The following is a 24,791-nucleotide window of genomic DNA, read 5'->3' as shown; positions in this document are numbered from 1 at the left end:
TGGGCCACAACACGCCATCTGGGGGTCGGCCGCGGTGGATGAGGTCGCTGGGCACAACACGATGTCGGGAGCGGCGGGCAACGTCGTCCAGGCGGCACACATCGGGTCGGTCACCTTCACCGATCCGGGGCCCCGGCCGGTGGTGCCCGCCGAGGCCGGCCCGCCGCCCTCGGCGTTCGTGAACCGCGAACAGCAGCTGGCGGTGCTGCGGGAACGTGCCGCCTCGGCGCGCCCGGCCCACCCCGAGGTGATCGCCGTGCGGGGCATGCAGGGCGTCGGGAAGACCGCGCTGCTGCGCCAGTTCGCGGCCACGTCGCGGGACCTGTTCCCCGACGGCGTGCTGTCGGTGACCTTCGGCCCGCAGGAACGCGCGCCGGGCGAGGCGGCGGCGTCGCTGCTGCTGGGCCTCGGGGTGGCGGAACGGCACATCCCGTCGACGTTCGCCCGCCGGGTCGCGCTCTACCGGTCGTTGAGCGCGGACCTGCGGCTGCTGGTGCTGCTCGACGACGTGACCGACGACGAGCAGGTGACCGCGCTGCTGCCGAACTCGCCGGGCAGCATGGTTCTCGCCGCCGGCAACCGGGCGTTCGAGGGCCTCTACGCCGACGGCGCGCTCGACCTGCCGCTCGGCGCGCTGTCGGTCGACAGCGGCGTGCGGCTGCTGGGCGAGCTGTGCGGCGGTGGGCGGGTCGAGCGGGACCCGGCGGGCGCCAGGGACCTGGTCGCGGCCCTCGACGGCCTGCCGCTGGCCATCCGGGTGGCCGGCGGGCTGCTGGCCCGGCACCGGGACCTGCCGGTCGCGCGCCTGCTGGCGGACCTGCGCGGCGGCGACGGCACGGTGCGGGCGACGGTGTTCGCCGCGTTCGACCACGCCTACGCCGGTCTCGCCGACCAGCCGAAGCTGCTCTACCGCACGCTGGGCGCGATGGCCGGCGTCCGGTTCGGGATCGAGGTACTGGCCGCGGTGAGCGCCGGGACGACCGGCGCCGCGCGGGCGAACCTGGCGGAGCTGGTGCGGGTCGGGCTGGTCGAGGAGGACGGGTTCGACTCCTTCCGCCTGCACCGGATGGTCCGCGAGCACGCGCTGCACCGCTCGGCCGAGGAGGACGACCTCGACACCCGCCGCACGTGGCGCCGGCGGGCGGTGCGCTGGTGGCTGTTCGGCGCGATGGCCGCCGACCTCGCCGCCGACCCGGACCGGCTGCGGGTGGCCGATCCCGAGTCGGTGCGCGGCGAGCGGGCGCCCGACGTGTCGGCCGCCGCCGGGCTGGACTGGCTCGACCGTGAGCACGCCAACCTGCTGGCGGCGATGGAGGCCGCCGCCGAGGAGGGCTGGCACGCCGAGGTGTGCCGGCTGTTCGAGGCGCTGTTCGCGCTGTACAAGACCCGCAAGCCGCTGTCGGCCTGGGTGCGGGCCGGTCGGCTCGCCGTGGACTCGGCCGTGCTGACCGGTGTCGCCGAGACCGAGGCGCGCTGCCGCTGCCTGCTGGCCAAGGCCTACCAGGAACTCGAACGCTACGACGAGGCCGACGAGCAGCTGATCGCCGCCCGGGGTCTGGTGGCCGGCGGCCCGCCGAGGTTCACCGCCTCCACCTACGACTTCACCGGCAACCTGTGCCTGCGCCGGGGCGACGACGAGGCGGCGCTGGACTGGTTCGGCCAGGCACTGGCGATCAACCGAGACCTCGGCCTGGTACGTGGCACCGCGCTGCAGAGCATGCTCGTCGGCCGGGCACTGGGCCGCCTCGGCCGCATCGACGAGGCACTGGACATGTGCGCCGCCGCCCGCGACGCGGTCACCGGCGGCCCGGCGGCCGTGCTGCTGCCCAAGATCCTCACCTCGACCGGCGCGGTGCTCGAACGGGCCGGCCGGGTCGAGGACGCCGAGCACACCCTGAGCACGGCCGTGGACCTCGCCCTCGGCGACGGCAACACCGCCGACGCCGCCGACGCGCTGATCGTCCTGGCTCGTCTCGGCGGCGCCGGGGCGGCGGAGTACCGGGACCGTGCGGTGTCGCTGCTCGAACGGATGGGCAGCCCCCGCGCGGCGCGGGTGATCGTCGGCGGCGCCTAGCCAGGCACACCGCGATGGTGGTCCCGCCGGTGGTGCCGTCGGGTGTGCGCACCGGATCTGGGCGTACCGGGTCGTCGTTGCCGGTGGGCTGGTTGTCTGGCCGAGGTGCGCCGTGAGGGTGGTCCCGTTGGTGGTGTTGTCGGGTGTGTGCGCTGGATCCGGGCGCACCCGGCCGTCGTTGCCGACGCGCTGGTTGTCTGGCCGAGGTGCGCCGCGAGGGTGGTCCCGTTGGTGGTGCTGTTGGGCGTGCGCACCGGATCCCGGCGCACCCGGCCGCCATCGCCGACGCGCTGGTCGTCTAACCCAGGCGCACCGCGACGGTCGTCCCGCCGGCGGTGATGTCCAGCGTGCGCACCAGGTCCAGCCGCACCCCGCCGACCAGGCAGCACCGCACGGCCGAGCCCACCAGCGCGGCGTCGGCCGTCCCGCTGGCCAGCAGCTCCCGGCGCTCCCGCGCCACCACCAGCACCTCGTCCTCGCGGACCGCCGCCACCGCCACCCGAACCGCCGGCAGCCGTTCTGTCAGGTCCTTGGCCCACGCCCGCGCCACCTCGGCCGGGACCGGCGGCCCGGCGCGCCACACCACCGCCGACCCCGCGCCCAGCCGGGGTCCAGCTCGGCGTCACTGACCGCCAGGTGACGCGGCCGCGACCCGTCTGGTTCATCGTGGCCGGTCGCCGGGACCCGCCGCAGGGTCACCGACACCCGCTCCTCCCGCGCCGCCCCCAGCTCGGCCGCCACCGCGTACACGGTCGGGGCGGGCACCGCGAGATCGGGCACCGGCACCGGGCGCACCCGCACCGGCGACGCGGGTGGCGCCAGCCGCAGCTGCTCGTAGAGCACCGCACGCAGCACCTGCGCCGACCGGCCCACCTCGGCGAACACCGTCCCGGCGACGTCGGCCGCCACGGCATCGGCGGGGGCGATCTGCTCGTCGAGCGCGACGTCGTCGCGCAGGCGCGGCAGCCGCCGCCGCAGCAGGTCGATCGGCGAGCCGGGAACGACCTCCGGGCCGCCGTCCTCGGCCAGCAGCACCGCCGCCCCGGCGCTGACCGCGTAGGTCGTCAGCGAACCGTGGTCGGACACCACCAGCCGCGCCGCCACCAGCGCCGCCCGCCAGCCCTCCTCCGGCGGCACCAGCACCAGGCCGGCGTCCAGCGCCGGCCGCAACCACGTCCGCAGCTGGAACTCGCCGTGCTGGGCCCACACGTTCGGGTGCAGCACCAGCGCGGTGCGGTAGCCGTCCGCGTCCAACTCGGCCACCACCCGCGCCGGCAGGCCCGGCCGCCGCCCGTACAGCGAGTGCGGACCCCAGGTCGAACACAGCACCACCAGCCGCCGGCCGTCGGCGCCGAACGCGGGGGAGTAGCGGTGCCGCCCGGCCACACTGCACCGGATCCGGTCGAAGCACGGGTCGCCGGCCACCACCACCCGGGACAGCAGCCGGTGGTCGACCGCGCCCACCACGTCGCGCTGGCTCGGATGGCTGACCACGATCCTGGCCGGCACCACCCGTCCGTGGCGCACCAGCCGCGAGCGCCGCAGCCCGGACACCGCGCCCGGCTCGTGCGCGGAGAACCGCTGGTAGCCGACCCCGTGCGGGAACAGCACCAGCGGCGCCCGGATCCGGTGCAGGTCGCTGTTGTCGCTGGCGGCCAGCGCGAGGTCGAACGACCGGGACGTCGCGTCCTTCCAGGAGATCAGCCGCGCGCCGTGCCCGGCGAGCCGGGACCGCAGACCGCCGGTGAACTCCGAACCGCCGTCCACGGCGAAGACCAGCTGGACCCGCGGGTCACCGCCGAACACCGGCAGGATGTCGAGCAACCGGTTGAGCGACACCGGCGAACGCACGACGACGAGCACGGTCCGCACCGCCGAGACCGTCGCCCAGCGGCTCTCCGACACCGGTCCAGTCTAGGAAACCGGGATCACTGCACCGGCGAGTCCGGCGGCGGCAGCCGCACGTCGCGCTCGGTCTCGACGTCGGCGACACCGGGAACCTTCGCCAGGGCGGCGATCACCTCGCCGGAGGCCTCCCCGGTCACCACCCCGGCGCCGTCGAGCACCTCGGCGACGGTCAGGCCGGCGCGGCGCAGCGCGTCGACCACCGTCGGCAGATCAGCGATCCGGTCGGCGGCCACCGAGACGATCACGCGTGCCACGCGCCCTCCTGACGGTCTAGGGAGCCTGAACCAGGCCCGCACCGATGTCGGTCGAGAGCAACGGTAGCCGCCGCGCGGTCCGCGCGAGGCGAGCCCACAGCTCGTGTCCGGTCGCGCCGGTCGCCTGGCTGATCAGCGCGGCCACCCCCGCCACGTGCGGTGTCGCCATGCTCGTACCGCTGATCCGCTTGTGCCGCAACGGCATCGGCCAGCTGGAGTACACGTCGACCCCCGGGCCGGCGAGGTCCACGGCGCCGATGTCGTCGACCGTGCCGCAGGAGAACGGGGCGACCCGCCCCGCCGCGTCGACCGCGGCGACCGCGAGGATCGACGGGCAGTTCGCCGGGTGGCCGACCGGGGCGATGACACCCGGCCGCTCACTCTCGTTGCCGGCGGCGGCCACGATCAGCGTGCCCTGCTCCAGCGCCCGCGCCGCCACCCGTTCGAACGTGCGCGAGTACGCCTGCCCCGGTTGGGCCGCGGCCCCCAGCGACATGGAGATCACCTGGCAGCCGCTGTTCATCGCCCACGAGATCCCCGACAGGATCCCGCCGTCCGCGCCTGAACCCTCGTTGCTCAACACCTTCCCGGCGACGATGTCCGCCTCGTAGGCCACCCCGTAGCCGGGGCCGTCACCCGGTTCCCGTGGCCCGCACGAGGTGCCGACGCAGTGCGTGCCGTGCCCGTGCCCGTCCTGGACCTCCTGGCCCTGCACGAACGACTTCGACTCGATGGTGCGCCCGCTGAACTCCGGGTGCGCCAGGTCCAGCCCGGTGTCCAGCACCGCCACCCGGATCCCGGCGCCGGTCGCCGTGCTGTTCGGCGCGCCGACGGCCTGCAGCCCCCAGGTGAACGTCGACTCGTCCACCTCGGTGGTGGCCTGCGGGGCCGACGCGGTCAGCGCGCGCACGTACCGCTCCGGCTCCACCAGCGAGATCGGCCCCGGCTCGCCGGCCGCGGTCGTCAGCGCCGTCACCTGGTCGGCGTCCGCGCTCACCAGCGCGACCCCGAGCTCGCGCAGCACCAGGCCGTCGGCCTCCCACAACGGGTCGGCCAGACCGGCCTCGGCGGAGTCGACCGCCCGGATACCGGCCACCCGGCTCAGCTCCCGCGTCGCCTGGCTCCAGTCGTCCTCCAACAGGACGAGGTAGCGCCCCGTCGTCCCGTCTCCTGCGCTGGTCATGTTCGCCACGTCCTCACGTCATTCGGCTTGTACGACGTCCAGGGGATCGGCGCCCGACCAGGCGATGTAACGGGCGTCACACGTCAGTGTCCAAGTTCCCCCGAACGGGCGGCGTCTAATCTCGGAACCATGCAGAGCTGGTCCTCCCTCCCGGTGCCGCGCGTCCCCGGCACGCCGCGTCCGCTGCGCCTCCACGACACGGCCGCCGGTGAGGTCCGTCCGACCACCCCGGGCACGACCGCGTCGATGTACGTCTGCGGGATCACCCCGTACGACGCCACCCACCTCGGGCACGCGGCGACCTACCTGGCCTTCGACCTGGTGCACCGGATCTGGCTGGACAACGGACACGACGTCCACTACGTGCAGAACGTCACCGACGTCGACGACCCGCTGCTGGAGCGCGCCGAACGCGACCACGACGACTGGGTCGTGCTGGGCATGCGGGAGACCGCCCTGTTCCGCGAGGACATGACCGCCCTGCGGGTGCTGCCCCCGCAGGACTACCTCGGCGCCGTCGAGTCCATCCCCGAGATCGTCGAGGCGGTCGCGAAGCTGCTGGCCGCCGGCGCCGCCTACCGTGTGGACGACGAGCGGTACCCGGACATCTACTTCGACCGCAACGCCTCCGGCACCTTCGGCGAGGTGTCCGGCTACGACCAGGACACGATGGCGCGGCTGTTCGCCGAGCGCGGCGGCGACCCCGACCGCCCCGGCAAGCGCCACCCGCTGGACGCGCTGCTGTGGCGCGCGGCCCGTCCCGGCGAGCCGAGCTGGGGCAGCGAGCTGGGCCCGGGCCGGCCCGGCTGGCACGTCGAGTGCTCGGTGATCGCCCTCAACCGCCTCGGCATGCGGTTCGACGTGCAGGGTGGCGGCTCGGACCTGATCTTCCCGCACCACGAGTTCAGCGCCGCGCACGCCGAGGCGCTGACCGCCGAGCACCCGTTCGCCCGGCACTACGCGCACGCCGGCATGATCGGCCTCGACGGCGAGAAGATGTCCAAGTCGCGCGGCAACCTGGTGTTCGTCTCGCGCCTGCGCGCCGACCAGGTCGACATGATGGCCGTGCGCCTTGGCCTGCTCTCCGGCCACTACCGCGCCGACCGCTCGTGGACCGACGCCGTGCTGGCCGGTGCGCAGGCCCGGCTGGCCCGCTGGCGCGCGGCCACCACCGCCGGTCAGGGCCAGGCCGCCGCCGACACCATCGCCCGCCTGCGCGACCACCTGTCCGACGACCTGGACACCCCCGGCGCGATCCAGGCGGTCGACGCCTGGGCGGAGGCCACGCTCTCCGGCGCCGGCGCCGACCAGGACGCCCCGGCCCAGATCAGGGCCGCCGTGGACGCGCTGCTCGGCATCGCCCTGTAACCCTCACCCGCGCCGGACCAGGACCAGCGCGGGCACCACGGCCAGCAGCGCCGCCGGCAGCAGGAACGCGACCGCCGCCGACCCGTGGTACACGGGCGTGAGCACCAGGGGCGCCGCCGACGCGCCCACGAACCGGAACGCCTGCACCACCGACACCGCACCGGCCTGGTTCACCTCGCCGGTGAGCACCAGCGCGTTCACCCCGACCTGCAGGAACTGCGCCAGCAGCCCGGCCAGCGCCCACAGCACGGCGACCCCGGCCAGCCACGGCACCACCCCCATCAACGCCACCGGCACCGCACCGGCCACCGCGCCGACCAGCACCCCGGCCCGTGCCCCGATCCGGTCGAGCAGCCGCCCCACCAGCCCGGCCGTCAGGATCCCGACCACGCCGAACACCGTCAGCAGCACACCCCGCTCGCTGGCCCCCAGCCCGAACCGGTCCTCGGCCCGGAACGCCACCAGGAACGTCAACCCGCCCAGGCACCCCCACCCGACCAGCGCCACCACCGACGCCCGCAGCGTCGCCGGCCGCCACGCCTCCCGCAGCCGCACCGGCCCGGCCACCGCGGCGTCCCCCGCCCGCCCGTCGGCCGGCAGGCCGATCACCACCAGCACCGCGGCGGTCAGCGCGACCCCGACGAACGCCAGCCGCCAGGTCGCCTCCGCCGCGAGCCCGCCGACCAGCGGCCCGCTGGTCTGCCCGGCGGCCTGCATCGCAGCGAACAGCCCCAACGCCCGCCCCAACCGGCCCGCCGGGGTGGTCGTGGCCAGCGTGGCCAGCAGCAGCGGCGTGGTGAAGGCGTTGGCGACGCCCTGGATCCCGCGCCCGGCCAGCAGCAGCGGGAACGAGTCGGCCAGCACGCACACCACGGAGCCGACGACCGACACCCCGTAGGCGCCCAGCACGCTGCGCCGCAGCCCCCAGCGCGCGCCCAGCGTCCCGGAGAACAGCATCAGCACCGCGAACGGCACCAGGTAGGCGGGGATCGTGGCCGACGCGTCCGACGCCGACACCCCGAAGTCCGCGCCCAGCTCGGGCAGCATGGCCACGGTGACCCCGCCGCCGAAGGGCCCGAGGAAGGCCCCGGCGTGCACACCCGCGGTCGCGAGCCGGCGGCGGCCTGACAAGGCCGGTGGCTAGGACGGGCCGGCCGAGCCGCGGCCCGGTCCGCCCGGCCTGCGCCGGCGCAGGTAACGCTCGAACTCGGCGGCGATCGCGTCGCCGCTGGTCTCGTTGAGCGTGGTCTCCGAGTCGCCGCGTTCCTCCAGCGCGCGCACGTAGTCGCGCACGTCCTCGTCCTCGGCGGCCATCTCGGTGACCGTCCGCTCCCACTCCTCGGCCTGCTCGGGCAGCTCACCCAGCGGCACCTCCATGTCGAGGACCTCCTCGACCCGGTGCAGCAGCGCCAGCGTCGCCTTCGGTGAGGGCGGCTGGGACACGTAGTGCGGCACCGCCGCCCAGATGGAGATCGCCGGCACCCCGGCCCGCACGCAGGCGTCCTGGAGCACGCCGACGATCCCGGTCGGGCCCTCGTAGCGGGAGCGCTCCAGGCCGAACTGGGCGGCCGAGGCGGCGTCGTAGGCGGTGCCTGTCACCGGCACCGGGCGGGTGTGCGGGGTGTCGGCCAGCAGGGCACCGAGAGTGACGACGGTGGTCACTCCCAGTTCGTTGACGTGGTCGATCAGCTCGGCGCAGAACTTGCGCCACCGCATGTTCGGCTCGATGCCGTGCATCAGCACCACGTCGCGTGACGCCCCGGGCGGGCGGCACACCGACAGTCTCGTGGTGGGCCACTCGACCCGCCTGGTCACCCCGTCCACCATGCGTACGGTCGGGCGGGTGACCTGGAAGTCGTAGTAGTCGTCCGGGTCGACCTCGGTCAGCGCGGTGGCCTCCCAGGTGAGCTGGAGATGCTCTATCGCGGCGCTGGCGGCGTCGCCGGCGTCGTTCCAGCCCTCGAAGGCCGCGACGAGAACGGGCTCGACGAGTGGGCGCACCTCCTCGGCCGGAGACTGGTCGGTTGCGTGCGGGTCCGGATCGGTCACCGGGCAAGCCTACGACCCGCCCCGGTCCGGCGGGGATCGTAGGCTGGATCGCATGTCGGCGGGTCCTCCTTCCGGGCTGCTCAGCGCGCCGGGCGACCGGGACCGGGCAGGCGGCCGGGCCGGCGAGAAGATCGTCACACTTCCCGGTCCGGCGCGGATCGGTGTGACACCGTCCGAGGAGTTCCGCTCCATCCCGAGCACGACCCGGAAGCACATGAGCCACTCACTGCCCTCGGCCGTTCTGTGGGACCTGGACGGCACCCTGCTCGACTCCGAGCGACTCTGGGACATTCCGCTCTACGAACTGACCGAGAAGCTGGGCGGCCAGCTGTCCCCGGCGACCCGCCGGGCGATGGTCGGCACCAACATGTCGGTGACCGTGCCGCTGCTGTACGCGGAGGTCGGCCTGGACGACCCGAGCCAGGAGCAGATCGACGACGCCGCCACCTGGATCGACCGCCGGATGGCCGAGCTGTACCGCCAGGACCTGCCCTTCCGGCCGGGCTCGCGGGACGCGCTGGCCACCGTGCGCGCCTCGGGCATCCCGATGGCCCTGGTGACCTCCACCCGCCGCGACCTCGCCGAGATCACCCTCGACAAGATCGGCCGCGACCTGTTCGCCGCCACCGTCTGCGGCGACGAGGTCGACGGCCTGAACAAACCGCACCCCGAGCCCTACCTGAAGGCCTGCCGTCTGCTGGGCGTCACCCCGCCGGCCTGCGTGGCCGTCGAGGACTCGCCGACCGGGGTCGCGTCCGCGGCCAACGCCGGCTGCCAGGTCCTGGTCGTGCCCTGCGACGTCCCGGTCGAGCCCGGCCCCCGCCGCACCTTCCGCGACTCGCTCACCGGCCTGTCGGTGGCCGACCTGGCCGCGTTGCTGCCCGGGTGACCGGCAGGGCCCGATCCACCTGCGACGTCGCCGGGCGGGGATGGAAGGATCGTGGACCGTGAAGACGTTCGACGAGCTGTTCGCCGAACTGCGTGAGCGGGCCGACCGGCGACCGGAGGGCTCCGGCACCGTGGCCGCCCTCGACGCGGGGGTGCACGCGCAGGGCAAGAAAGTCCTCGAGGAGGCCGGCGAGGTGTGGATCGCCGCCGAGCACGAGTCCGACGAGCGGCTCGCCGAGGAGGTCTCGCAGCTGCTCTACCGCGTCCAGGTCCTCATGCTCGGGCGCGGGCTGACCCTCGACGACGTCTATCGCCACCTCTGAGATTTCGGGAGCCACCAGATGCTGCGGGTTGCGGTGCCCAACAAGGGCGCGCTGGCCGGTCCGTCCGCCGACATGCTCGGGGAGGCCGGCTACCGGGGGCGGCACGAGTCGCGGGACCTGACCGTGCTCGACCCCACCAACGACGTCGAGTTCTTCTACCTGCGGCCCAAGGACATCCCGATCTACGTCGGCTCCGGCGAGCTGGACCTGGGGATCACCGGGCGGGACCTCGCGCTGGACTCCGGCGCGCCGGTGGCCGAGCGGCTGGCCCTCGGCTTCGGCTCGTCGACCTTCCGCTACGCCGCCCCGGCCGGCCGGGACTGGTCGGTCACCGACCTCGACGGCCGCCGGCTGGCCACCTCCTACCCGCGCCTGGTCGCCGACGACCTGGCCAAGCGGGGGATCACCGCCGAGGTCATCCAGCTCGACGGCGCGGTGGAGATCTCGGTGGCGCTGGGCGTGGCCGACGCGGTCGCCGACGTCGTGGGCTCGGGGCGGACGCTGCGCCAGCACAACCTGGTGGCCTTCGGCGACTCGATCTGCGAGTCCGAGGCGGTGTTGTTGCAGGGCACCAACGTGGACGGCTCCTCGGCCAAGGACCAGCTCGCCGCGCGCCTGCAGGGTGTCGTGTTCGCGCAGCAGTACATGATGCTCGACTACGACTGCCCCAAGACCATCCTCGACGACGCCATCACAGTCACCCCCGGCCTGGAGTCACCGACCGTGGCGCCGCTGGCCGACGCGGACTGGGTCGCGGTGCGGGCGATGGTGCCGCGCAAGGAGGTCAACCTGATCATGGACCGGTTGGCCGCCCTGGGTGCGAAGGCCGTGCTGGCCTCCGACATCCGCTCCTGCCGGCTCTGAGTCCCGGTCAGCTCTGGGGACGGACCAGCAGGGCCTGCGCGCCCCGGCCCACCGGGCCGGACTCGTCGTGCAGCACCGTGCTGGCCGTGCCGAGCCCGGTCGGTCCGATGGCGGTCACCGCGTCCAGCGCCATCCACTCGCCGGCCGGCGCCCGGAACAGGTGCACGGTCAGCTCCGAGTTGATGAACAGCCACCGCCGGGGGTTGAGCCAGCCCGACACGCCGTTGCCGGAGTCGGCGAGGACCATCAGCCGCTGCAGGCTCGTCGGTGACTCGCCCGCCACCAGGTCGACCCGCTGGCGTGCCCACACCGTGGCCGGGCCGGGCGTGGAGAACCCGCCGGCCAGCGTGCGCCACTCCATCACGTCCAGGTAGCCGGCACCCCAGTCGTCCGGGCGGTGCTCGGGCCGGCCGGCCGACGGCGGCGCCAGCGGCTCACCGGCCCCGGCGGCCACCGCCGAGGTGTCCGACAGCAGGTGGCGCCACGCCCGGCAGCGGGCGACCGTGCGCCCGCCGGCCCGCAGCTCGGCGCCGAGCAGCTCCACCGACCGGCCGGGCCGCTCGACCCCGGCACCGACCTCCAGCTCGGCGACCGGCACCGGGCCGAGGATCTCCACGGTCAGCCGGGCGACGGCCATCGGCGCGGCGGCCGGCAGTGCCTCCACCGCCCTGGTCAGCAGCGCGCTCGGTGGCCCGAGGTGCTGGGTGTGCGGCGACCACGGGCCGGTGCTGTGCTTGGTCGAGACGTACCGGCCGTCGCCGAGCGGCTCGTAGAACGCGTCGGTCATCTAGTCCGCCCGGTCCAGCGGGGTCTCCTCACCCGCGTCCGGCTCCGGCCAGCCCGGGTACTCCGGCGGGGTGCCGCCGAACGCGGGACACCGTGACTGGTGGGCACACCAGTCACACAGCCGGCTCTTGTTGGGCCGGAAGTCGCCGGTGCGGCCGGCGCGCAGGATGGCGTCCCACACCGCGTCCAGCGTGCGCTCGAACCGGGTCAGCTCGGCCTCGTCGGGGGTGTAGGTCAGCGACTGGCGGTCGGCCAGGTACATCAGGCGCAGCTGGCGGGGGACCGTGCCGCGCAGCCGCCACAGCACCAGCGCGTAGAACTTCATCTGGAACAGTGCCTTGGCCTCGCCGATCTCACGCGGCGCCGTGCCGGTCTTGTAGTCGACCACCCGGATCTCGCCGGTGGGCGCCACGTCCAGGCGGTCGACGTAGCCGCGCAGCAGCACCCCGGAACTCAGCTCGGTCTCCACCAGCAGCTCCCGGGCCTCGGGGTCGAGCCGGCGCGGGTCCTCCAGGGTGAAGTAGCCCTCGATCAGCTGGTCGGCCGACTCCAGCCAGGAGTCCTCGCCGGCCCCGTCGGCGAACAGGTCCGCCAGCTCGGCGCGCTCCTCGCGCAGCCGCGCCCACACCGGCGCGAGCAGCGCGTGCGCCCGCTCGGGCACCCGCTCGGCGGCGGGCAGGCCGAACAGCTCCTCCAGCACCGCGTGCACCACGATCCCGCGTACCTGCGCGTGCGACGGCGTCTCCGGCAGGCGGTCCACCGCGCGGAACCGGTAGAGCAGCGGGCACTGCTTGAAGTCACCCGCACGGGAGGGGGACAGCGCCGGGCGGCGGGGTCGGGGGACGGCCGCGTCCTGCTCGGCTTCGGCAGCGGGGGCGGCGGTGTCGGTCATGGTCAAACCCTAGGCGAGGGCACCGACACTCCCGGCGGGAACCGCACGATCGAGCGGTAGGCCCATCACGGCGGTCCAACATCAGGGCACTTAGGCTTCGTGGGATGACCGACCCCAGCTGGAACGCCGACCGTGACGGCGGCCTGCTGCTGTTCCGGTTCCGCGGGGTACCGGTGCTGCTCTCGCCGTCCTGGTGGCTCGGCTCGGTCGCGGTGATCGTGCTCTACGCGCCGCTGGTCGAACGGTTCCTGCCGCAGGCCGACGCGGTGGTCTCCATCCTGCTCGCGGCCGCGTTCGCCGTCCTGCTCGGCGCGTCGGTCCTGGCCCACGAGCTCGGGCACTGCGTGGTCGCGCTGCACCTGGGGATCCCGGTCCGGCGGCTGCGGCTGTTCCTGCTCGGCGGCCTGGCCGAGATCAGCCGCACCCCCCGCCGCCCGGCCCACGAGGGTGTCATCGCCGCCGCCGGTCCGGCGGTCTCGGCGGTGCTGGCCGGGGCCTGCGGGATCGTGCTGCTGCTCATGCCGGCCGACGGCGCGGTGTGGCTGCTGGTGCTGGAGTGCGCGGTGGCCAACGTCGCCGTCGCCGTGTTCAACCTGCTGCCCGGCCTGCCGCTGGACGGCGGCCGGATGCTGCGGGCCGGGGTGTGGGCGGTCGTCGGCGACCGCGGCGTCGCCACCAGGGTGGCGGTGGTCGGCGGCTGGCTGGTCGCCGGGCTGCTGATGCTGTGGGCCATGTGGGGCCTGGCCACCGACAGCCCCGACCGGTGGCTGCGGCTGGGTGTGTGCGCGCTGACCGCGTGGTTCGTGGCCTCCGGGGCGCGCGGTGAGCTGGCGGCCGACCAGCGGCGGATGTGGCCCGAGGGCCTCACCCTCGCCGACCTGACCCGGCCGATCCTGCAACTGCCGGCGGAGAGCCCGGTGGCCGACGCGCTGGGCGCCGCCGCCGGCCGGGGAGTCGTGCTGGTCAGGGCCGACGGGGTGGCCGCCGGCCTGCTGGACCCGTTCGCCGCCGAGCGGCTGGCGCAGCGCTCGCCGATGGCCCCGGCCGAACTGGCCGCCGAACCGATCCGCCCGGAGTCGGTCCTGCTGGACACCGAGGCCGGCGAGGACATCGTCGAGCGGGTCCAGGAGACCCCGGCCTGGCAGTTCCTGGTGGTCGACCAGGAGGGCCGGCCGGCCGGGGTGCTGCGTCGCGAGGACCTGCGCGCCGGCCTGGCCGGCCACTCCGGCTAGGAGATCCCGCTCAGCTGGTGGGGATCGGGTTCGGCGGCGCGCCCGTGTTGGGTGCCTCCCCGGACGGCTCCGACGGTTCCGACGGCTCCTCGGTCGAGGACGGCTCCTCGGACGAGCCGGAGGAGTAGAGCCCGCAGACCTTCCAGGCGCCGTCCTCCTTGCCCATGGTCATCTTCTGGTCGGGACCGTCGCTGCCGCCGATGGTCAGCGCCATGGTGAACGAGCCCTTTTCCTCGGTGGACTCGAAGTCCTTCATGACGAGCTTGATGTCGCCCGGCGCCCCGTCCGCCTCGCCGCTGTCCTGGAAGTCGCCGATCTCCTTCTCCATCCGCTCGAAGTCCTCGGCGCAGGTCAGGCCTTCCATCGTGGACAGGTCGATGTCGGCGAGCTTGGTGTTGAGCGTCACCTGCAACTCGCCGACGTAGTTCTCGGCGACCGTGCGGGCGTCGTCACCGGTGTTGCCGCCGCCACCGCCGCCGGTGTCGTCCTTCTTGTCCTTGTCCATCAGCAGCCACACGGCCACCCCGCCACCGCCGAGCACCAGCAGCACCACGACGATGATCACGGCGATCAGGCCGCCGCGTGACTTCTTCGGGTCGGGCTCGAACGAGGGAAACCCACCCGGGTCACCGGACAGCCACGGCGGAGCCTGGGACGGCGGCTGCTGCTGGGGCGGGAACTGGCCCTGGGGCTGCTGGCCCCACGGGTTCTGCTGACCGTAGGGACCTGGTTGTTGTGGCGGATACGTCATGATCTCCCCTGGTGCGCGCAATGTCGCGGCTTCGGCGCCGACAGAGTAGTGCCGGTACCCCCATTCAGCCCCGGCCGGGTGTCTGCGACGATCACCCGAACGCGGCAGCGCGGATACCGGACGCGATGATGAGGAGCAGTGTGGGCGAGGTCAGGGCCAGTGGCCCGTTCCGGGTGGGTGACCGGGTACAACTCACCGATCCCAAGGGCAGGCACTACACGCTCGTGCTGACCCCGGGAGCGCAGTACCACACCCACCGGGGCGCCGTCGCCCACGACGACGTCATCGGCCAGCCGGAGGGCTCGCTGGTGACCTCGGTCGGCGGCACCTCCTACCTCGTGCTGCGCCCGCTGCTGGCCGACTACGTGCTGTCCATGCCCCGGGGCGCCCAGGTGATCTACCCGAAGGACACCGGGCAGATCATCATGTGGGGCGACATCTTCCCCGGCGCCCGCGTGCTGGAGGCCGGCGCCGGGTCCGGCGCGTTGACCTGCTCGCTGCTGCGCGCGGTCGGCCCCGAGGGCACGGTCACCTCCTACGAGGTCCGCGCCGACCACGCCGAGCACGCCGAACGCAACGTGACCACGTTCTTCGGCGAGCGCCCGGCCAACTGGGACCTGCGCCTGGCCGACCTGGCCGCCTACGACCCGGCGGTCGACGGCGAGGTCGACCGGGCGGTGCTGGACATGCTCTCGCCGTGGGAGATGCTGCCGGTGATGGCCGCCAGCGTCATTCCCGGTGGCGTGCTCGTGGTGTACGTGGCCACCACGACCCAGCTGTCCAAGGTCACCGAGGCGCTGCGCGAGCAGCAGTGCTGGACCGAGCCGCAGGCCTGGGAGACCCTGATGCGCCCGTGGCACGTCGTGGGCCTCGCGGTGCGCCCGGAGCACCGGATGGTGGCGCACACGGCGTTCGTGCTGACCACCCGGCGCCTCGCCGAGGGCGTGACCCCGCCGAGGTTGCAGCGCCGGGCGCAGCGCGGCTGACCGCCCGGTCAGGGCACGCACCAGGAACCGTCGTCCCGCTTCTGCAGCGGCAGCGGCACCACGGTCGGCTCGGGGGCGCCCTCGATGGTCAGCTTGACCTGCGCGGTGGCCTTGTCGCCCTCGATCTTCGGGTTCTCGGCCAGTTCGGCGGTGACCCCCGGCTGCACGTCCTCCGGCTGGCCGACCGCCGCCGGGTCGCAGGCCAGCGCGGCCATCGCGGCGACGTCCTGGGAGTTGATGGCGGCGATGGCCTGGTCGATGACCTCCCTGGCCGAGGCGACCTGCTCGTCGGTGGGGGGCGGCGGCCCCGGTACGGCGGTCGCGCCGCCGCCGGTGGCGACCCCGCCGGTGGGCGGTGCCGGCACGGAGACCGGCGTCGACTCCGGCGGCTCGGAGATCGTCGGCACCGGTGGGTCCTGCGCGGTGTCCTCCGGGGCCTCGTCGGCGGGCCTGGTCAGCAGGAACACGGTCAGGCCGGCGACCACGAGCAGCGCCACCGCGGCGGCGGTCACCAGCACGACCCGTCTGCGGCCGGTCGTCGGGGTGTCCCCGCTCACCTGCTCGGGCTTGTCCTCTGTTGGCTCGTCAGCTGACTCTTCAGATCGCAACGCACCAGCCGTCCTTCCGGTTCTCCAGCAGCAACGCGGTCTCGTCGTCCCCGACCCGCACCGCGGCGTTGGCCGCGGTCTCGCCGATCACCTCGACCTCGCCGAGCAGCGCCTGGCGGCCCTCGATGACCTCGAACAGTGTGCCCGGGTCGGTTTCCTGACACGTCAACGACCTCGCGGTGTCCTCGTCACGGTCGTTCACGGCGGCGAGGTAGTCCCCGACGACCGCGCGCGGGTCGGCGCGGTCGGGGCGCCGGACAGGCGTCGAGCCGGAGCCGGTGTCAGGTCCCGGTTCCGGCTCGGTCCGCGGTGTCGTGGGGGAGGGGGTGGAGGTGGCCGGCGGCGGCGCGGCCTTGTCCTCGGGTGAGGAGGGTCTGACCAGCAGGTAGACGCCGAACCCCAGCCCGCCGAGGATCAGCGCCGCGGTGAGCAGCAGAACGGCGATCATCCCGGCCCGCCGGACGAGCGGCCGGTCGAAGATCAATTACCCTCCCTTGACTTCACCCTCGCCGCAGAACTTCCACTCGCTGCCCTCCTGGACGATGTCGATGTAGATCCGCGCGGTCTGTTCCTTGCCGTTGCCGGACAGCTCGAGGTTGATGTTGGCCCGTGCCCGGTTCCCGGAGACCTCCGGCTCGCCGTCGGCCTTCGCCTCGATCGTGAACGGGGAGAGCTCGTTCTCCAGCGTGCTGGTGTCGGTCCCGTACTCGGACTTGTACCCGGAGCAGGCGTTGCCCACGACGTCGTCGAAGCTCTTGGTCTCGTAGGCGGTCATGTAGGCGTCGCGGACGTCCTCTGGCTTGTTGGTCGCGCTCGCCGTGTCGTCCTTGTTCAGGATGAAGAACGTGGCACCGCCGCCGCCGAGCACCAGCACGGCGATCAGCACGATGGTGATGACCAGGCGGTTGTTGCCCCTGGCCGGCGGTCCCTGCGGCGGCCCGGCGGGGCCGAAGCTGCCAAGGCCCTGGTAGGAACTCCCACCGCCGTAGGGCTGCTGGGGTTGCCCGCCGTACGGGGGCGGCTGCTGGCCGTAGGGCTGCTGGGGTTGGTGGGGCTGCTGGGGCGGGCGACCGTAGGGATCCTGCCCGGCGGGGCCGGGCTGCTGTGGTGGATAGGTCATCTCGCCCCGAACTCCTTCATCGGTGGTGCCTTCCTGAACTGGACGGAGCCGGCGACCGACCCGTTCCCACGGCGGCCATCGTATGTCAGTCCCCGGCGCCGGCCCCCGAACAGGCGTTCGCCGCCGGGACCACGATCGGTCCCGGCGGCGAACACGCGGGTCACACGGCGATCAGGAGATCGTTTCGACGCACCAGTCGCTGTCCTTCTTGGCCATCTTGAGCGTCATCTTGACCTGGGCCGCCTCCTCCGGGACGCCCTCAGGCAGGTCGCCGGACAGCTTCATCGTGATCTCGGCGGTGGCCTTGTCACCGCTCTCCTCGACCTTGCCGAGCTCGGCGCTGACCTCGATGCCCTCGGGCACACCCATCGACTCCGGGTCGATGGTGCCCTCGACGTCGCTCTGGCTCGCGTTGCAGGCCATGTCGGTGAGAGCCTGGGTGTCCTTGTCGTTGAACGCGGTGACCGCGGACTCGGCGAGGCCCTGGGCACTGCCGGTGTCGCCGCCGCCACCACCGCCGCCGAGCGTGAAGATCAGCACGATCGCGACCGCGATGACCACCACGCCGCCGCCGGCGAGGATCCACGGCATCTTGTTCTTGGGCTGCGGGCCCTGGGGACCGTAGCCGTAGGGGTCCTGCGGCTGGCCGTAGCCACCCGGCTGCTGGCCGAACTGGCCAGGCTGCCCGTAGCCACCCGACTGCTGGGGCTGCGGACCGGTCTGCGGGAAGCCACCCGGCTGCTGCTGTTGCGGGTAGCCGCCCTGCTGGGGGTAGCCGCCCTGTTGCGGGTAGCCGCCCTGCTGTGGGAAACCGCCCTGCTGCGGGAAGCCGCCAGACTGCGGGCCCGGCTGCTGACCGTAGCCCGGCTGCCCTCCCCACTGGCCTGGCTGCTGCGGCGGTTGCGACATCGGATACTTCTCCTTAATTACGGCGAGTCGATCGCCGAGTCTGGTGTGGACGACATGTGCCGGCGAACTGGCACGGTGGTCGCCCGGTTCTGACGCACCGTAGCGGGTGAGTGGTTCCACCCCTCGCTGAGATGGCGCAATCTACCGCCGCCGGACGGCCGGCGAACGCTGTTTCGGCCAGATGACACGACCGTTCCGAGACGTGGATGCTCTTCTCTTGTCGGTCTTCACCGGTACCGTGGTGGTAAGACAGTTGACGGGAGGAGGTGCCGACATGCAGCACGATCGTCCCGGTGGTCGGCCAGAGGAGGCCGACGAGCACGGCGCTGGACCGGAGCCGGCTTCTGGGCACGAACCGTCGGAGACCGCCCAGATCCGGTTCCTCGAAGAGGAAGTAGCGCTGCTACGCCGGAAGCTGACGGACTCGCCACGGCACGCACGGCTGCTCGAGCAGCGCCTGGCAGAGGCGTCCGAGCGGGTCAGCCAGCTGACAGAGCGTAACGCCAAGCTGGTCGAGACGTTGCGTGAGGCGCGGAGCCAGCTGTTGGCCCTGCGCGAGGAGGTGGACCGCCTCGCCCAACCACCCAGTGGGTACGGCGTGTTCCTTGCCGGTCACGAGGACGGCACGGTGGACGTGTTCACCGCGGGCCGCAAGATGCGGGTCGCGGCATCCCCCGCGGTCGAGGTCGGCGAGCTTCGCCGCGGGCAGTCGGTGCGTCTGAACGAGGCACTGACGATCGTGGAGGCCGGTGAGTTCGAGCGGATCGGCGAGGTGTCGACGCTGCGTGAACTGCTGGCCGAGGCGGACAACGACGTCCGGCCGATGCGGGCGCTGGTCGTCGGGCACGCCGACGAGGAGCGTGTGGTGTGGCTGGCCGACCCGCTGCGGGAGGCGACGCTCAAACCGGGCGACTCGCTGCTGGTCGACTCCAAGTCGGGCTACGCCTACGAGCGGGTGCCCAAGGCCGAGGTCGAGGACCTGGTGCTGGAGGAGGTGCCCGACGTCCGGTACGAGGACATCGGTGGCCTGTTCCGGCAGATCGAGCAGATCCGCGACGCGGTCGAGCTGCCGTTCCTGCACGCCGAGCTGTTCCGGGAGTACGAGCTGCGGCCCCCCAAGGGTGTGCTGCTCTACGGTCCGCCCGGCTGTGGGAAGACGCTCATCGCCAAGGCGGTGGCGAACTCGCTGGCCAAGCAGGTCGCGGCCAGCCGGGGTGACGGCAACGCCTCCGAGGCGAAGTCGTACTTCCTCAACATCAAGGGTCCCGAGCTGCTGAACAAGTTCGTCGGCGAGACCGAGCGGCACATCAGGCTGATCTTCCAGCGGGCGCGGGAGAAGGCCTCGGAGGGTACGCCGGTCATCGTGTTCTTCGACGAGATGGACTCGATCTTCCGCACCCGAGGAAGCGGTGTGTCCTCGGACGTGGAGACGACGATCGTTCCCCAGCTGCTCAGCGAGATCGACGGTGTCGAGGGCCTGGAGAACGTGATCGTGATCGGTGCCTCCAACCGGGAGGACATGATCGACCCGGCGATCCTGCGACCCGGCCGGCTGGACGTCAAGATCAAGATCGAGCGGCCGGACGCGGAGGCGGCCAGGGACATCTTCTCCAAGTACCTCACTCAGAACCTCCCCATCCACGCCGAGGATCTCGCCGAGTTCCGGGGCGACCCGAGGGCCACGATCGACGCGATGATCCAGCACACGGTCGAGCGGATGTACGAGGAGACGGAGGACAACCGGTTCCTGGAGGTCACCTACGCCAACGGGGACAAGGAGGTGCTCTACTTCCGTGACTTCAACTCCGGCGCCATGATCCAGAACATCGTGGACCGGGCGAAGAAGGCGGCGATCAAGTCGGTGCTGGAGACCAAGCAGCCCGGCCTGCGCGTGCAGCACCTGCTGGACGCGATCGTCGACGAGTTCGCGGAGAACGAGGACCTGCCCAACACCACCAACCCCGACGACTGGGCGCGGATCTCCGGCAAGAAGGGCGAGCGGATCGTGTACATCCGCACGCTGGTCACCGGCAAGAACCAGGAGTCCGGGCGGGCGATCGACACGGCGACCAACACCGGTCAGTACCTGTAGACCGATGGCGCACGCGAGGGCGGCGGGCATCGGGCGCATCGCGCTCGGGCTCGCCGCCCTCGGCCGTCCCGCCTACATCAACGTCGGCCGGGGCGAGCTGCCGGCCGACCGGTCCGTCGAGGCGATGCGCGCGGCGACCTGGGCTGTCCTGGACGAGGCGTACGCGGCCGGCGTGCGCCAGGTCGACGCGGCCCGCTCCTACGGCCTGGCCGAGGAGTTCCTGGCCGGCTGGCTGGCCGACCGCGCGCCGGCCGACGTCACCGTCTCCAGCAAGTGGGGCTACGCCTACGTGGGCGACTGGCGGCTCGACGCGCCGGTGCACGAGGTCAAGGAGCACTCCCTCACCCGTTTCCGCACGCAGTGGACGCAGAGTCACGGCCTGCTGGGCGATCGGCTGACCCTCTACCAGGTGCACTCGTTGACCGAGGACAGCCCGCTGTTCGACGACCTGGCCCTGCAGGACGCCCTGGCGGCGCTGCCGGTGCGGGTCGGCTTCTCCACCTCCGGCCCTCGGCAGGCACAGACCGTGCGCCGGGCGTTGGCGCTGGAGCGTCACGGGGAGCGGGTGTTCACGTCCGTGCAGTCCACCTGGAACGTGCTCGAAAGGTCCGCCGGACCGGCCCTGATGGAGGCGCACTGGAGCGGGGCTGGAGTCATGGTGAAGGAAGTTCTGGCCAACGGACGCCTCGCGGTGGCCCCTCCCGGCCCCCTCGCGGCGATTGCGGAGAGTAACCAGATTCGTCCGGACGCGCTCGCGCTGGCGGTCGCGTTGGGCCAACCGTGGGTCGACACCGTGCTGTTCGGCCCCGCCGGCACGGGGCAGCTGCGGAGCAATCTGGCGGCCCTGACGGTGCCGCCGGAGGTCGTCGCCGAGGCCACCGCCCTGACCGGGCTGGTGATGGACCCGGAGTCCTACTGGAGCGATCGAGCCGCCCTCGCCTGGGCATGACCGGACCCCCGTAGGCTGGGTCACATGCGTCGGATCATGGGCACCGAGGTCGAGTACGGCATCGCCGTCCCCGGAGATGCCACCGCCAACCCGGTACTGACATCCACCCAGGTGGTACTGGCCTACGCCGCCGCCGCGGACATCCCGAGGGCACGCCGGGCGCGGTGGGACTACGAGGTCGAGTCGCCGTTGCGCGACGCGCGCGGTTTCGACCTCGGGGCGCCGGGCGTGCCGCCGTCGGATCCCGAGGTCGAGGACCTCGGCGCGGCCAACGTCATCCTCACCAACGGCGCGCGCCTCTACGTCGACCACGCCCACCCCGAGTACTCCGCCCCCGAGGTCACCAACGCCCGGGACGCGGTGATCTGGGACAAGGCGGGGGAGCGGGTCATGGAGGAGGCCGCGATGCGCGCGGCCACCGTCCCCGGCCAGCCGCGCCTTCAGATGTACAAGAACAACGTCGACGGCAAGGGCGCCAGCTACGGCACCCACGAGAACTACCTGATGGCCCGCAGCACGCCGTTCACCTCGGTGATCGCCGGGCTGACCCCGTTCTTCGCGTCCCGCCAGGTCGTGTGCGGGTCCGGGCGGGTCGGGCTGGGGGTGGCCGGCGAGGAGGCGGGCTTCCAGCTGTCCCAGCGCGCCGACTACATCGAGGTCGAGGTCGGCCTGGAGACCACGCTCAAGCGCGGCATCATCAACACCCGCGACGAGCCGCACGCCGACGCCGACAAGTACCGCCGGCTGCACGTCATCATCGGCGACGCGAACCTGGCCGAGACGTCGACGTACCTGAAGGTCGGCACGACCGCCCTGGTCCTGGACATGATCGAGAGCGGCCTGCGGTTCGACCACCTCAAGCTGGCCGACCCGGTCCGCGCGGTGCACGCGTTCTCCCACGACCCGACGCTCAAGGCGACCGCCGAGCTGACCAACGGCCGCAAGTACACCGGCCTGGACCTGCAGAACGCCTACCGCGAGCTGATCGCCGAGAACCTCGACCGCACCGAGCAGGACGAGGTCTCGCTGAACGTGCTGGCCACCTGGGGCGAGATCCTCGACGCCCTGGCCAGGGACCCCATGGAGTGCGCCGACCGGCTCGACTGGCCGGCCAAGCTGCGCCTGCTGGAGGGCTTCCGTGCCCGCGACGGCCTCGGCTGGTCCTCGCCCCGGCTGCACCTGGTCGACCTGCAGTACTCGGACGTGCGGCTGGACAAGGGCCTGTACAACCGGCTGGTCACCCGTGGCTCGATGAAACGCCTGGTCACCGAGGAGGAGGTGACCGCGGCGATCACCACCCCGCCGCTGGACACCAGGGCCTACTTCCGTGGTCGTTGCCTGGAGAAGTACCCGACGGCGATCGCCGCCGCCTCGTGGGACTCGGTGATCTTCGACCTGGGCCGGGAGTCGCTGGTCCGGATCCCGACCCTGGAGCCCCTCCGGGGGACGAAGTCGCATGTCGGAGAGCTGTTGGAGGTCTCGGCCACCGCTGAGGAACTGGTAGACGCCCTGACCGGCAATCCCCGACGTTAGCGACACTGTCGGTCCCCGCCGGTAATCTTGAGACAGACAATCCCGATCCGGGAGGCGACATGGCCCAGGAGCAGACCCAGCGCCAAGGTGGCGGTGACGGCGACGACGATGTCGACGGTGCCGCCCCGGCTGGTCAGGAACGCAGGGAGAAGCTCGGCGAGGACGTCGACACGATCCTCGACGAGATCGACGACGTTCTCGAGGAGAACGCCGAGGACTTCGTCCGTGCCTACGTCCAGAAGGGCGGTCAGTAGGTCCGCGGCAGGCAGGCCCGCCGCACCCAGCACCACCCCGCGACATCCGTAGATCCAGGAACGAAAGCAGGCATGGAACACACCCCGTCACGCGCCATGCCAGGCGCAACACTTCCGGCTGCCTACCTGACGGCCGAGACGTCCTCCTTCACCGACTTCCTCCGCGCGCAGGCGCCACACCTACTGCCGGGCAACCTCGGTGGGGTGGGCGAGCCGGTCCGGGCGCGGCACGCCTCGGAACTGAATCCGCAGCCGCCGCACGGCACCACGATCGTGGCGGTCACCTTCGACGGGGGTGTGCTCATCGCCGGTGACCGGCGGGCCACCTCGGGCAACCTGATCGCGCAGCGGGACATGGAGAAGGTGTTCGTCACCGACGACTACTCGGCGGTGGGCATCGCGGGCACCGCGGGCCTGGCCGTGGAGTTGGTCAAGCTGTTCACCCTCGAGCTGTCGCACTACGAGAAGATCGAGGGTGTCTCGCTGTCGCTGGACGGCAAGACCAACAAGCTGGCCACGATGGTGCGCGGCAACCTCGACGTGGCGATGGCCGGCTTGGCGGTGCTGCCGCTGTTCGTCGGTTTCGACCTGCACGCGCAGGACCCGGCGAAGGCCGGTCGGATCGTGTCCTACGACGTGGTCGGCGGGCGTTACGAGGAGCGCGCCGGGTTCCACTCGGTGGGTTCCGGTTCGCTGTTCGCCCGGTCGGCACTCAAGAAGCTCTACGACCCGGGCAGCGACGCGGCGACCGCCATCCGGCACGCGGTGGAGGCGCTCTACGACGCCGCCGACGACGATTCGGCGACCGGTGGGCCGGACCTGGCCCGCAAGATCTACCCGAGCGTCGTCACGATCACCGCCGCCGACGGCGCCGTGCAGCTGCCCGAGGAGGAGGCCGCCGAGGTGGCCGAGTCCGTCGTCACCGCGCGGTCCAGCCAGCCGCGCGGCTGATCCGATTCCCCACCCACCCGAGCGAACCGAGGAGCCACCACCGTGACCATGCCGCTGTACGCCTCGCCCGAGCAGTTGATGCGCGACCGCTCGGAATACGCCCGCAAGGGCATCGCTCGGGGTCGCAGCGTCGTCGCGCTCAAGTACAGCGGTGGCGTGCTGTTCGTGGCCGAGAACCCGTCGACGGCGCTGCACAAGGTGTCGGAGATCTACGCCAGGATCGGGTTCGCGGCCGCCGGGCGGCACAGCGAGTACGAGAGCCTGCGCCGGGGCGGTATCCGGCACGTCGACCTGTGGGGTTACGCCAACGACCCTCGGGACGTCTCGGCCAGGCAGCTCGCCATCGTCTACGCGCAGACGCTGGCGTCGATGTTCACCGACCAGCTCAAGCCGTTCGAGGTGGAGATCTGTGTCGCCGAGGTCGGCGCGACGCCCGAGGGCGACCAGCTCTACCGGCTGACCTACGACGGTTCGATCGTCGACGAGCCGCAGTTCCTGGCGATGGGCGGCCAGGTCGAGCCGATCTCCAGCACGATGAAGGAGACCTACCAGGAGGGCATGTCGCTGCGGGAGGCGGTGCTTTTCGCGGTCAAGGCGCTGTCCTCGGGCACCAGCGGCAACGGCGACAACGGTCAGGGCGTCGGGAAGCTGGAGGTCGCGGTGCTGGAGCGGTCGCGGCCGCGGCGCGCGTTCCGGCGGATCGAGGGCGCCGCGCTGGCGGCCCTGTTGCCGGCCGAGGCCGACCAGTCGGACGAGGCGACCGAGGGCGAGCCGGTGGATCCGAAGCCCGAAAAGGGTTCTGAGGAGTCCTGATCTG

The 24,791-nt window shown here is 72.6% G+C and carries 26 protein-coding genes; 13 read left to right on the top strand and 13 right to left on the bottom strand.

The window, feature by feature from the left end; translation table 11 throughout:
• Positions 1-34 precede the first annotated feature (34 nt).
• A complete protein-coding gene (locus BLA60_RS46175) occupies positions 35-2,074 on the top strand; it encodes a tetratricopeptide repeat protein (protein WP_154814237.1) in 2,040 nt (679 codons plus the stop codon).
• Between the two features lie 298 nt (positions 2,075-2,372).
• On the opposite strand, the gene BLA60_RS09760 is transcribed toward BLA60_RS46175, so the two are convergent.
• From BLA60_RS09760 to BLA60_RS09745, 4 genes are read right to left on the bottom strand one after another with little or no spacing between them, the layout of a single operon-like run.
• On the bottom strand, positions 2,373-2,624 hold the full coding sequence (locus BLA60_RS09760; RefSeq protein ID WP_154814236.1) for a hypothetical protein: 252 nt from the start codon (positions 2,622-2,624) through the stop codon (positions 2,373-2,375).
• The gene (locus BLA60_RS09755; RefSeq protein WP_075132453.1) at positions 2,597-3,979 is read right to left on the bottom strand and encodes a hypothetical protein; all 1,383 of its coding nucleotides are present in this window, start codon (positions 3,977-3,979) and stop codon (positions 2,597-2,599) included. The genes BLA60_RS09760 and BLA60_RS09755 overlap by 28 nt, the downstream gene beginning before the upstream one ends.
• A 23-nt stretch (positions 3,980-4,002) precedes the next feature.
• The gene (locus tag BLA60_RS09750) at positions 4,003-4,236 is read right to left on the bottom strand and encodes a hypothetical protein (RefSeq protein ID WP_075132452.1); all 234 of its coding nucleotides are present in this window, start codon (positions 4,234-4,236) and stop codon (positions 4,003-4,005) included.
• Positions 4,237-4,252: 16 nt separating this feature from the next.
• Positions 4,253-5,419, bottom strand: a complete 1,167-nt coding sequence (locus BLA60_RS09745) for a S8 family peptidase (RefSeq protein WP_075132606.1) — start codon at positions 5,417-5,419, stop codon at positions 4,253-4,255.
• A gap of 129 nt (positions 5,420-5,548) precedes the next feature.
• Between BLA60_RS09745 and mshC the strand changes: the two genes are divergently transcribed.
• Entirely contained in the window at positions 5,549-6,787 is a 1,239-nt protein-coding gene (gene mshC / locus BLA60_RS09740) for a cysteine--1-D-myo-inosityl 2-amino-2-deoxy-alpha-D-glucopyranoside ligase (protein ID WP_075132451.1), read from the top strand.
• Positions 6,788-6,790: 3 nt separating this feature from the next.
• Here the strand turns inward: mshC and BLA60_RS09735 are convergent, their stop codons facing one another.
• Both BLA60_RS09735 and BLA60_RS09730 read right to left on the bottom strand, forming a co-directional pair.
• Positions 6,791-7,918, bottom strand: a complete 1,128-nt coding sequence (locus BLA60_RS09735) for an MFS transporter (protein WP_075132450.1) — start codon at positions 7,916-7,918, stop codon at positions 6,791-6,793.
• Positions 7,919-7,927: 9 nt separating this feature from the next.
• Complete coding sequence (locus tag BLA60_RS09730; RefSeq protein ID WP_075132449.1) at positions 7,928-8,836, bottom strand: PAC2 family protein; 909 nt, start codon at positions 8,834-8,836, stop codon at positions 7,928-7,930.
• A gap of 214 nt (positions 8,837-9,050) precedes the next feature.
• Here BLA60_RS09730 and BLA60_RS09725 point away from each other — a divergent pair, with 214 nt between their 5' ends.
• The 3 genes from BLA60_RS09725 to hisG are packed head-to-tail and all read left to right on the top strand — an operon-like array spanning position 9,051 to position 10,911.
• Positions 9,051-9,725 carry an HAD family hydrolase gene (locus BLA60_RS09725; RefSeq protein ID WP_075132605.1) on the top strand — a complete coding sequence of 225 codons (675 nt, stop codon included), beginning with the start codon at positions 9,051-9,053 and terminating at the stop codon, positions 9,723-9,725.
• Positions 9,726-9,783: 58 nt separating this feature from the next.
• Complete coding sequence (locus BLA60_RS09720; RefSeq protein ID WP_075132448.1) at positions 9,784-10,047, top strand: phosphoribosyl-ATP diphosphatase; 264 nt, start codon at positions 9,784-9,786, stop codon at positions 10,045-10,047.
• An 18-nt stretch (positions 10,048-10,065) separates the two neighbouring features.
• Entirely contained in the window at positions 10,066-10,911 is an 846-nt protein-coding gene (gene hisG, locus BLA60_RS09715; protein ID WP_075132447.1) for an ATP phosphoribosyltransferase, read from the top strand.
• 7 nt (positions 10,912-10,918) lie between these two features.
• Here the strand turns inward: hisG and BLA60_RS09710 are convergent, their stop codons facing one another.
• Positions 10,919-11,698: a thioesterase family protein gene (locus BLA60_RS09710; RefSeq protein WP_075132446.1), complete on the bottom strand. Its 780-nt coding sequence runs from the start codon at positions 11,696-11,698 to the stop codon at positions 10,919-10,921.
• The gene (locus tag BLA60_RS09705; RefSeq protein ID WP_075132445.1) at positions 11,699-12,589 is read right to left on the bottom strand and encodes a RecB family exonuclease; all 891 of its coding nucleotides are present in this window, start codon (positions 12,587-12,589) and stop codon (positions 11,699-11,701) included.
• Between the two features lie 104 nt (positions 12,590-12,693).
• Between BLA60_RS09705 and BLA60_RS09700 the strand changes: the two genes are divergently transcribed.
• A complete protein-coding gene (locus BLA60_RS09700; protein ID WP_084734779.1) occupies positions 12,694-13,821 on the top strand; it encodes a site-2 protease family protein in 1,128 nt (375 codons plus the stop codon).
• A gap of 10 nt (positions 13,822-13,831) precedes the next feature.
• On the opposite strand, the gene BLA60_RS09695 is transcribed toward BLA60_RS09700, so the two are convergent.
• Entirely contained in the window at positions 13,832-14,572 is a 741-nt protein-coding gene (locus BLA60_RS09695) for a hypothetical protein (protein ID WP_075132444.1), read from the bottom strand.
• Between the two features lie 140 nt (positions 14,573-14,712).
• Between BLA60_RS09695 and BLA60_RS09690 the strand changes: the two genes are divergently transcribed.
• Positions 14,713-15,558 (top strand): tRNA (adenine-N1)-methyltransferase, encoded by an 846-nt coding sequence (locus BLA60_RS09690; protein WP_245811898.1) that lies wholly within the window; start codon positions 14,713-14,715, stop codon positions 15,556-15,558.
• Positions 15,559-15,566: 8 nt separating this feature from the next.
• On the opposite strand, the gene BLA60_RS09685 is transcribed toward BLA60_RS09690, so the two are convergent.
• The 4 genes from BLA60_RS09685 to BLA60_RS43090 all read right to left on the bottom strand — a co-directional run bounded on the left by BLA60_RS09685 (position 15,567) and on the right by BLA60_RS43090 (position 18,195).
• The gene (locus BLA60_RS09685; RefSeq protein ID WP_154814235.1) at positions 15,567-16,166 is read right to left on the bottom strand and encodes a hypothetical protein; all 600 of its coding nucleotides are present in this window, start codon (positions 16,164-16,166) and stop codon (positions 15,567-15,569) included.
• The gene (locus BLA60_RS09680) at positions 16,156-16,650 is read right to left on the bottom strand and encodes a hypothetical protein (RefSeq protein ID WP_075132442.1); all 495 of its coding nucleotides are present in this window, start codon (positions 16,648-16,650) and stop codon (positions 16,156-16,158) included. The genes BLA60_RS09685 and BLA60_RS09680 overlap by 11 nt, the downstream gene beginning before the upstream one ends.
• Positions 16,651-17,286 (bottom strand): Rv0361 family membrane protein, encoded by a 636-nt coding sequence (locus BLA60_RS09675; RefSeq protein WP_075132441.1) that lies wholly within the window; start codon positions 17,284-17,286, stop codon positions 16,651-16,653.
• A 171-nt stretch (positions 17,287-17,457) separates the two neighbouring features.
• On the bottom strand, positions 17,458-18,195 hold the full coding sequence (locus BLA60_RS43090) for an Rv0361 family membrane protein (protein ID WP_075132440.1): 738 nt from the start codon (positions 18,193-18,195) through the stop codon (positions 17,458-17,460).
• 274 nt (positions 18,196-18,469) lie between these two features.
• On the opposite strand from BLA60_RS43090, the gene arc reads away from it, so the two are divergent.
• The 6 genes from arc to prcA all read left to right on the top strand — a co-directional run bounded on the left by arc (position 18,470) and on the right by prcA (position 24,787).
• Positions 18,470-20,287: a proteasome ATPase gene (arc, locus tag BLA60_RS09665; protein ID WP_075132439.1), complete on the top strand. Its 1,818-nt coding sequence runs from the start codon at positions 18,470-18,472 to the stop codon at positions 20,285-20,287.
• 4 nt (positions 20,288-20,291) lie between these two features.
• Positions 20,292-21,236 carry an aldo/keto reductase gene (locus BLA60_RS09660; protein ID WP_075132438.1) on the top strand — a complete coding sequence of 315 codons (945 nt, stop codon included), beginning with the start codon at positions 20,292-20,294 and terminating at the stop codon, positions 21,234-21,236.
• Positions 21,237-21,260: 24 nt separating this feature from the next.
• The gene (gene dop / locus BLA60_RS09655) at positions 21,261-22,769 is read left to right on the top strand and encodes a depupylase/deamidase Dop (protein WP_075132437.1); all 1,509 of its coding nucleotides are present in this window, start codon (positions 21,261-21,263) and stop codon (positions 22,767-22,769) included.
• Positions 22,770-22,828: 59 nt separating this feature from the next.
• Entirely contained in the window at positions 22,829-23,023 is a 195-nt protein-coding gene (locus tag BLA60_RS09650) for a ubiquitin-like protein Pup (RefSeq protein ID WP_075132436.1), read from the top strand.
• Positions 23,024-23,095: 72 nt separating this feature from the next.
• A complete protein-coding gene (gene prcB, locus BLA60_RS09645; RefSeq protein ID WP_075132435.1) occupies positions 23,096-23,974 on the top strand; it encodes a proteasome subunit beta in 879 nt (292 codons plus the stop codon).
• Positions 23,975-24,016: 42 nt separating this feature from the next.
• Entirely contained in the window at positions 24,017-24,787 is a 771-nt protein-coding gene (gene prcA / locus BLA60_RS09640; protein WP_075132434.1) for a proteasome subunit alpha, read from the top strand.
• The last annotated feature ends 4 nt before the right edge of the window (positions 24,788-24,791 follow it).

The organism is Actinophytocola xinjiangensis, assembly GCF_001921215.1.
Classification (GTDB): Bacteria; Actinomycetota; Actinomycetes; order Mycobacteriales; family Pseudonocardiaceae; genus Actinophytocola; species Actinophytocola xinjiangensis.
Note: the sequence above shows the minus strand (reverse complement) of the source record. Positions and strands in the feature narration are given on the sequence as shown.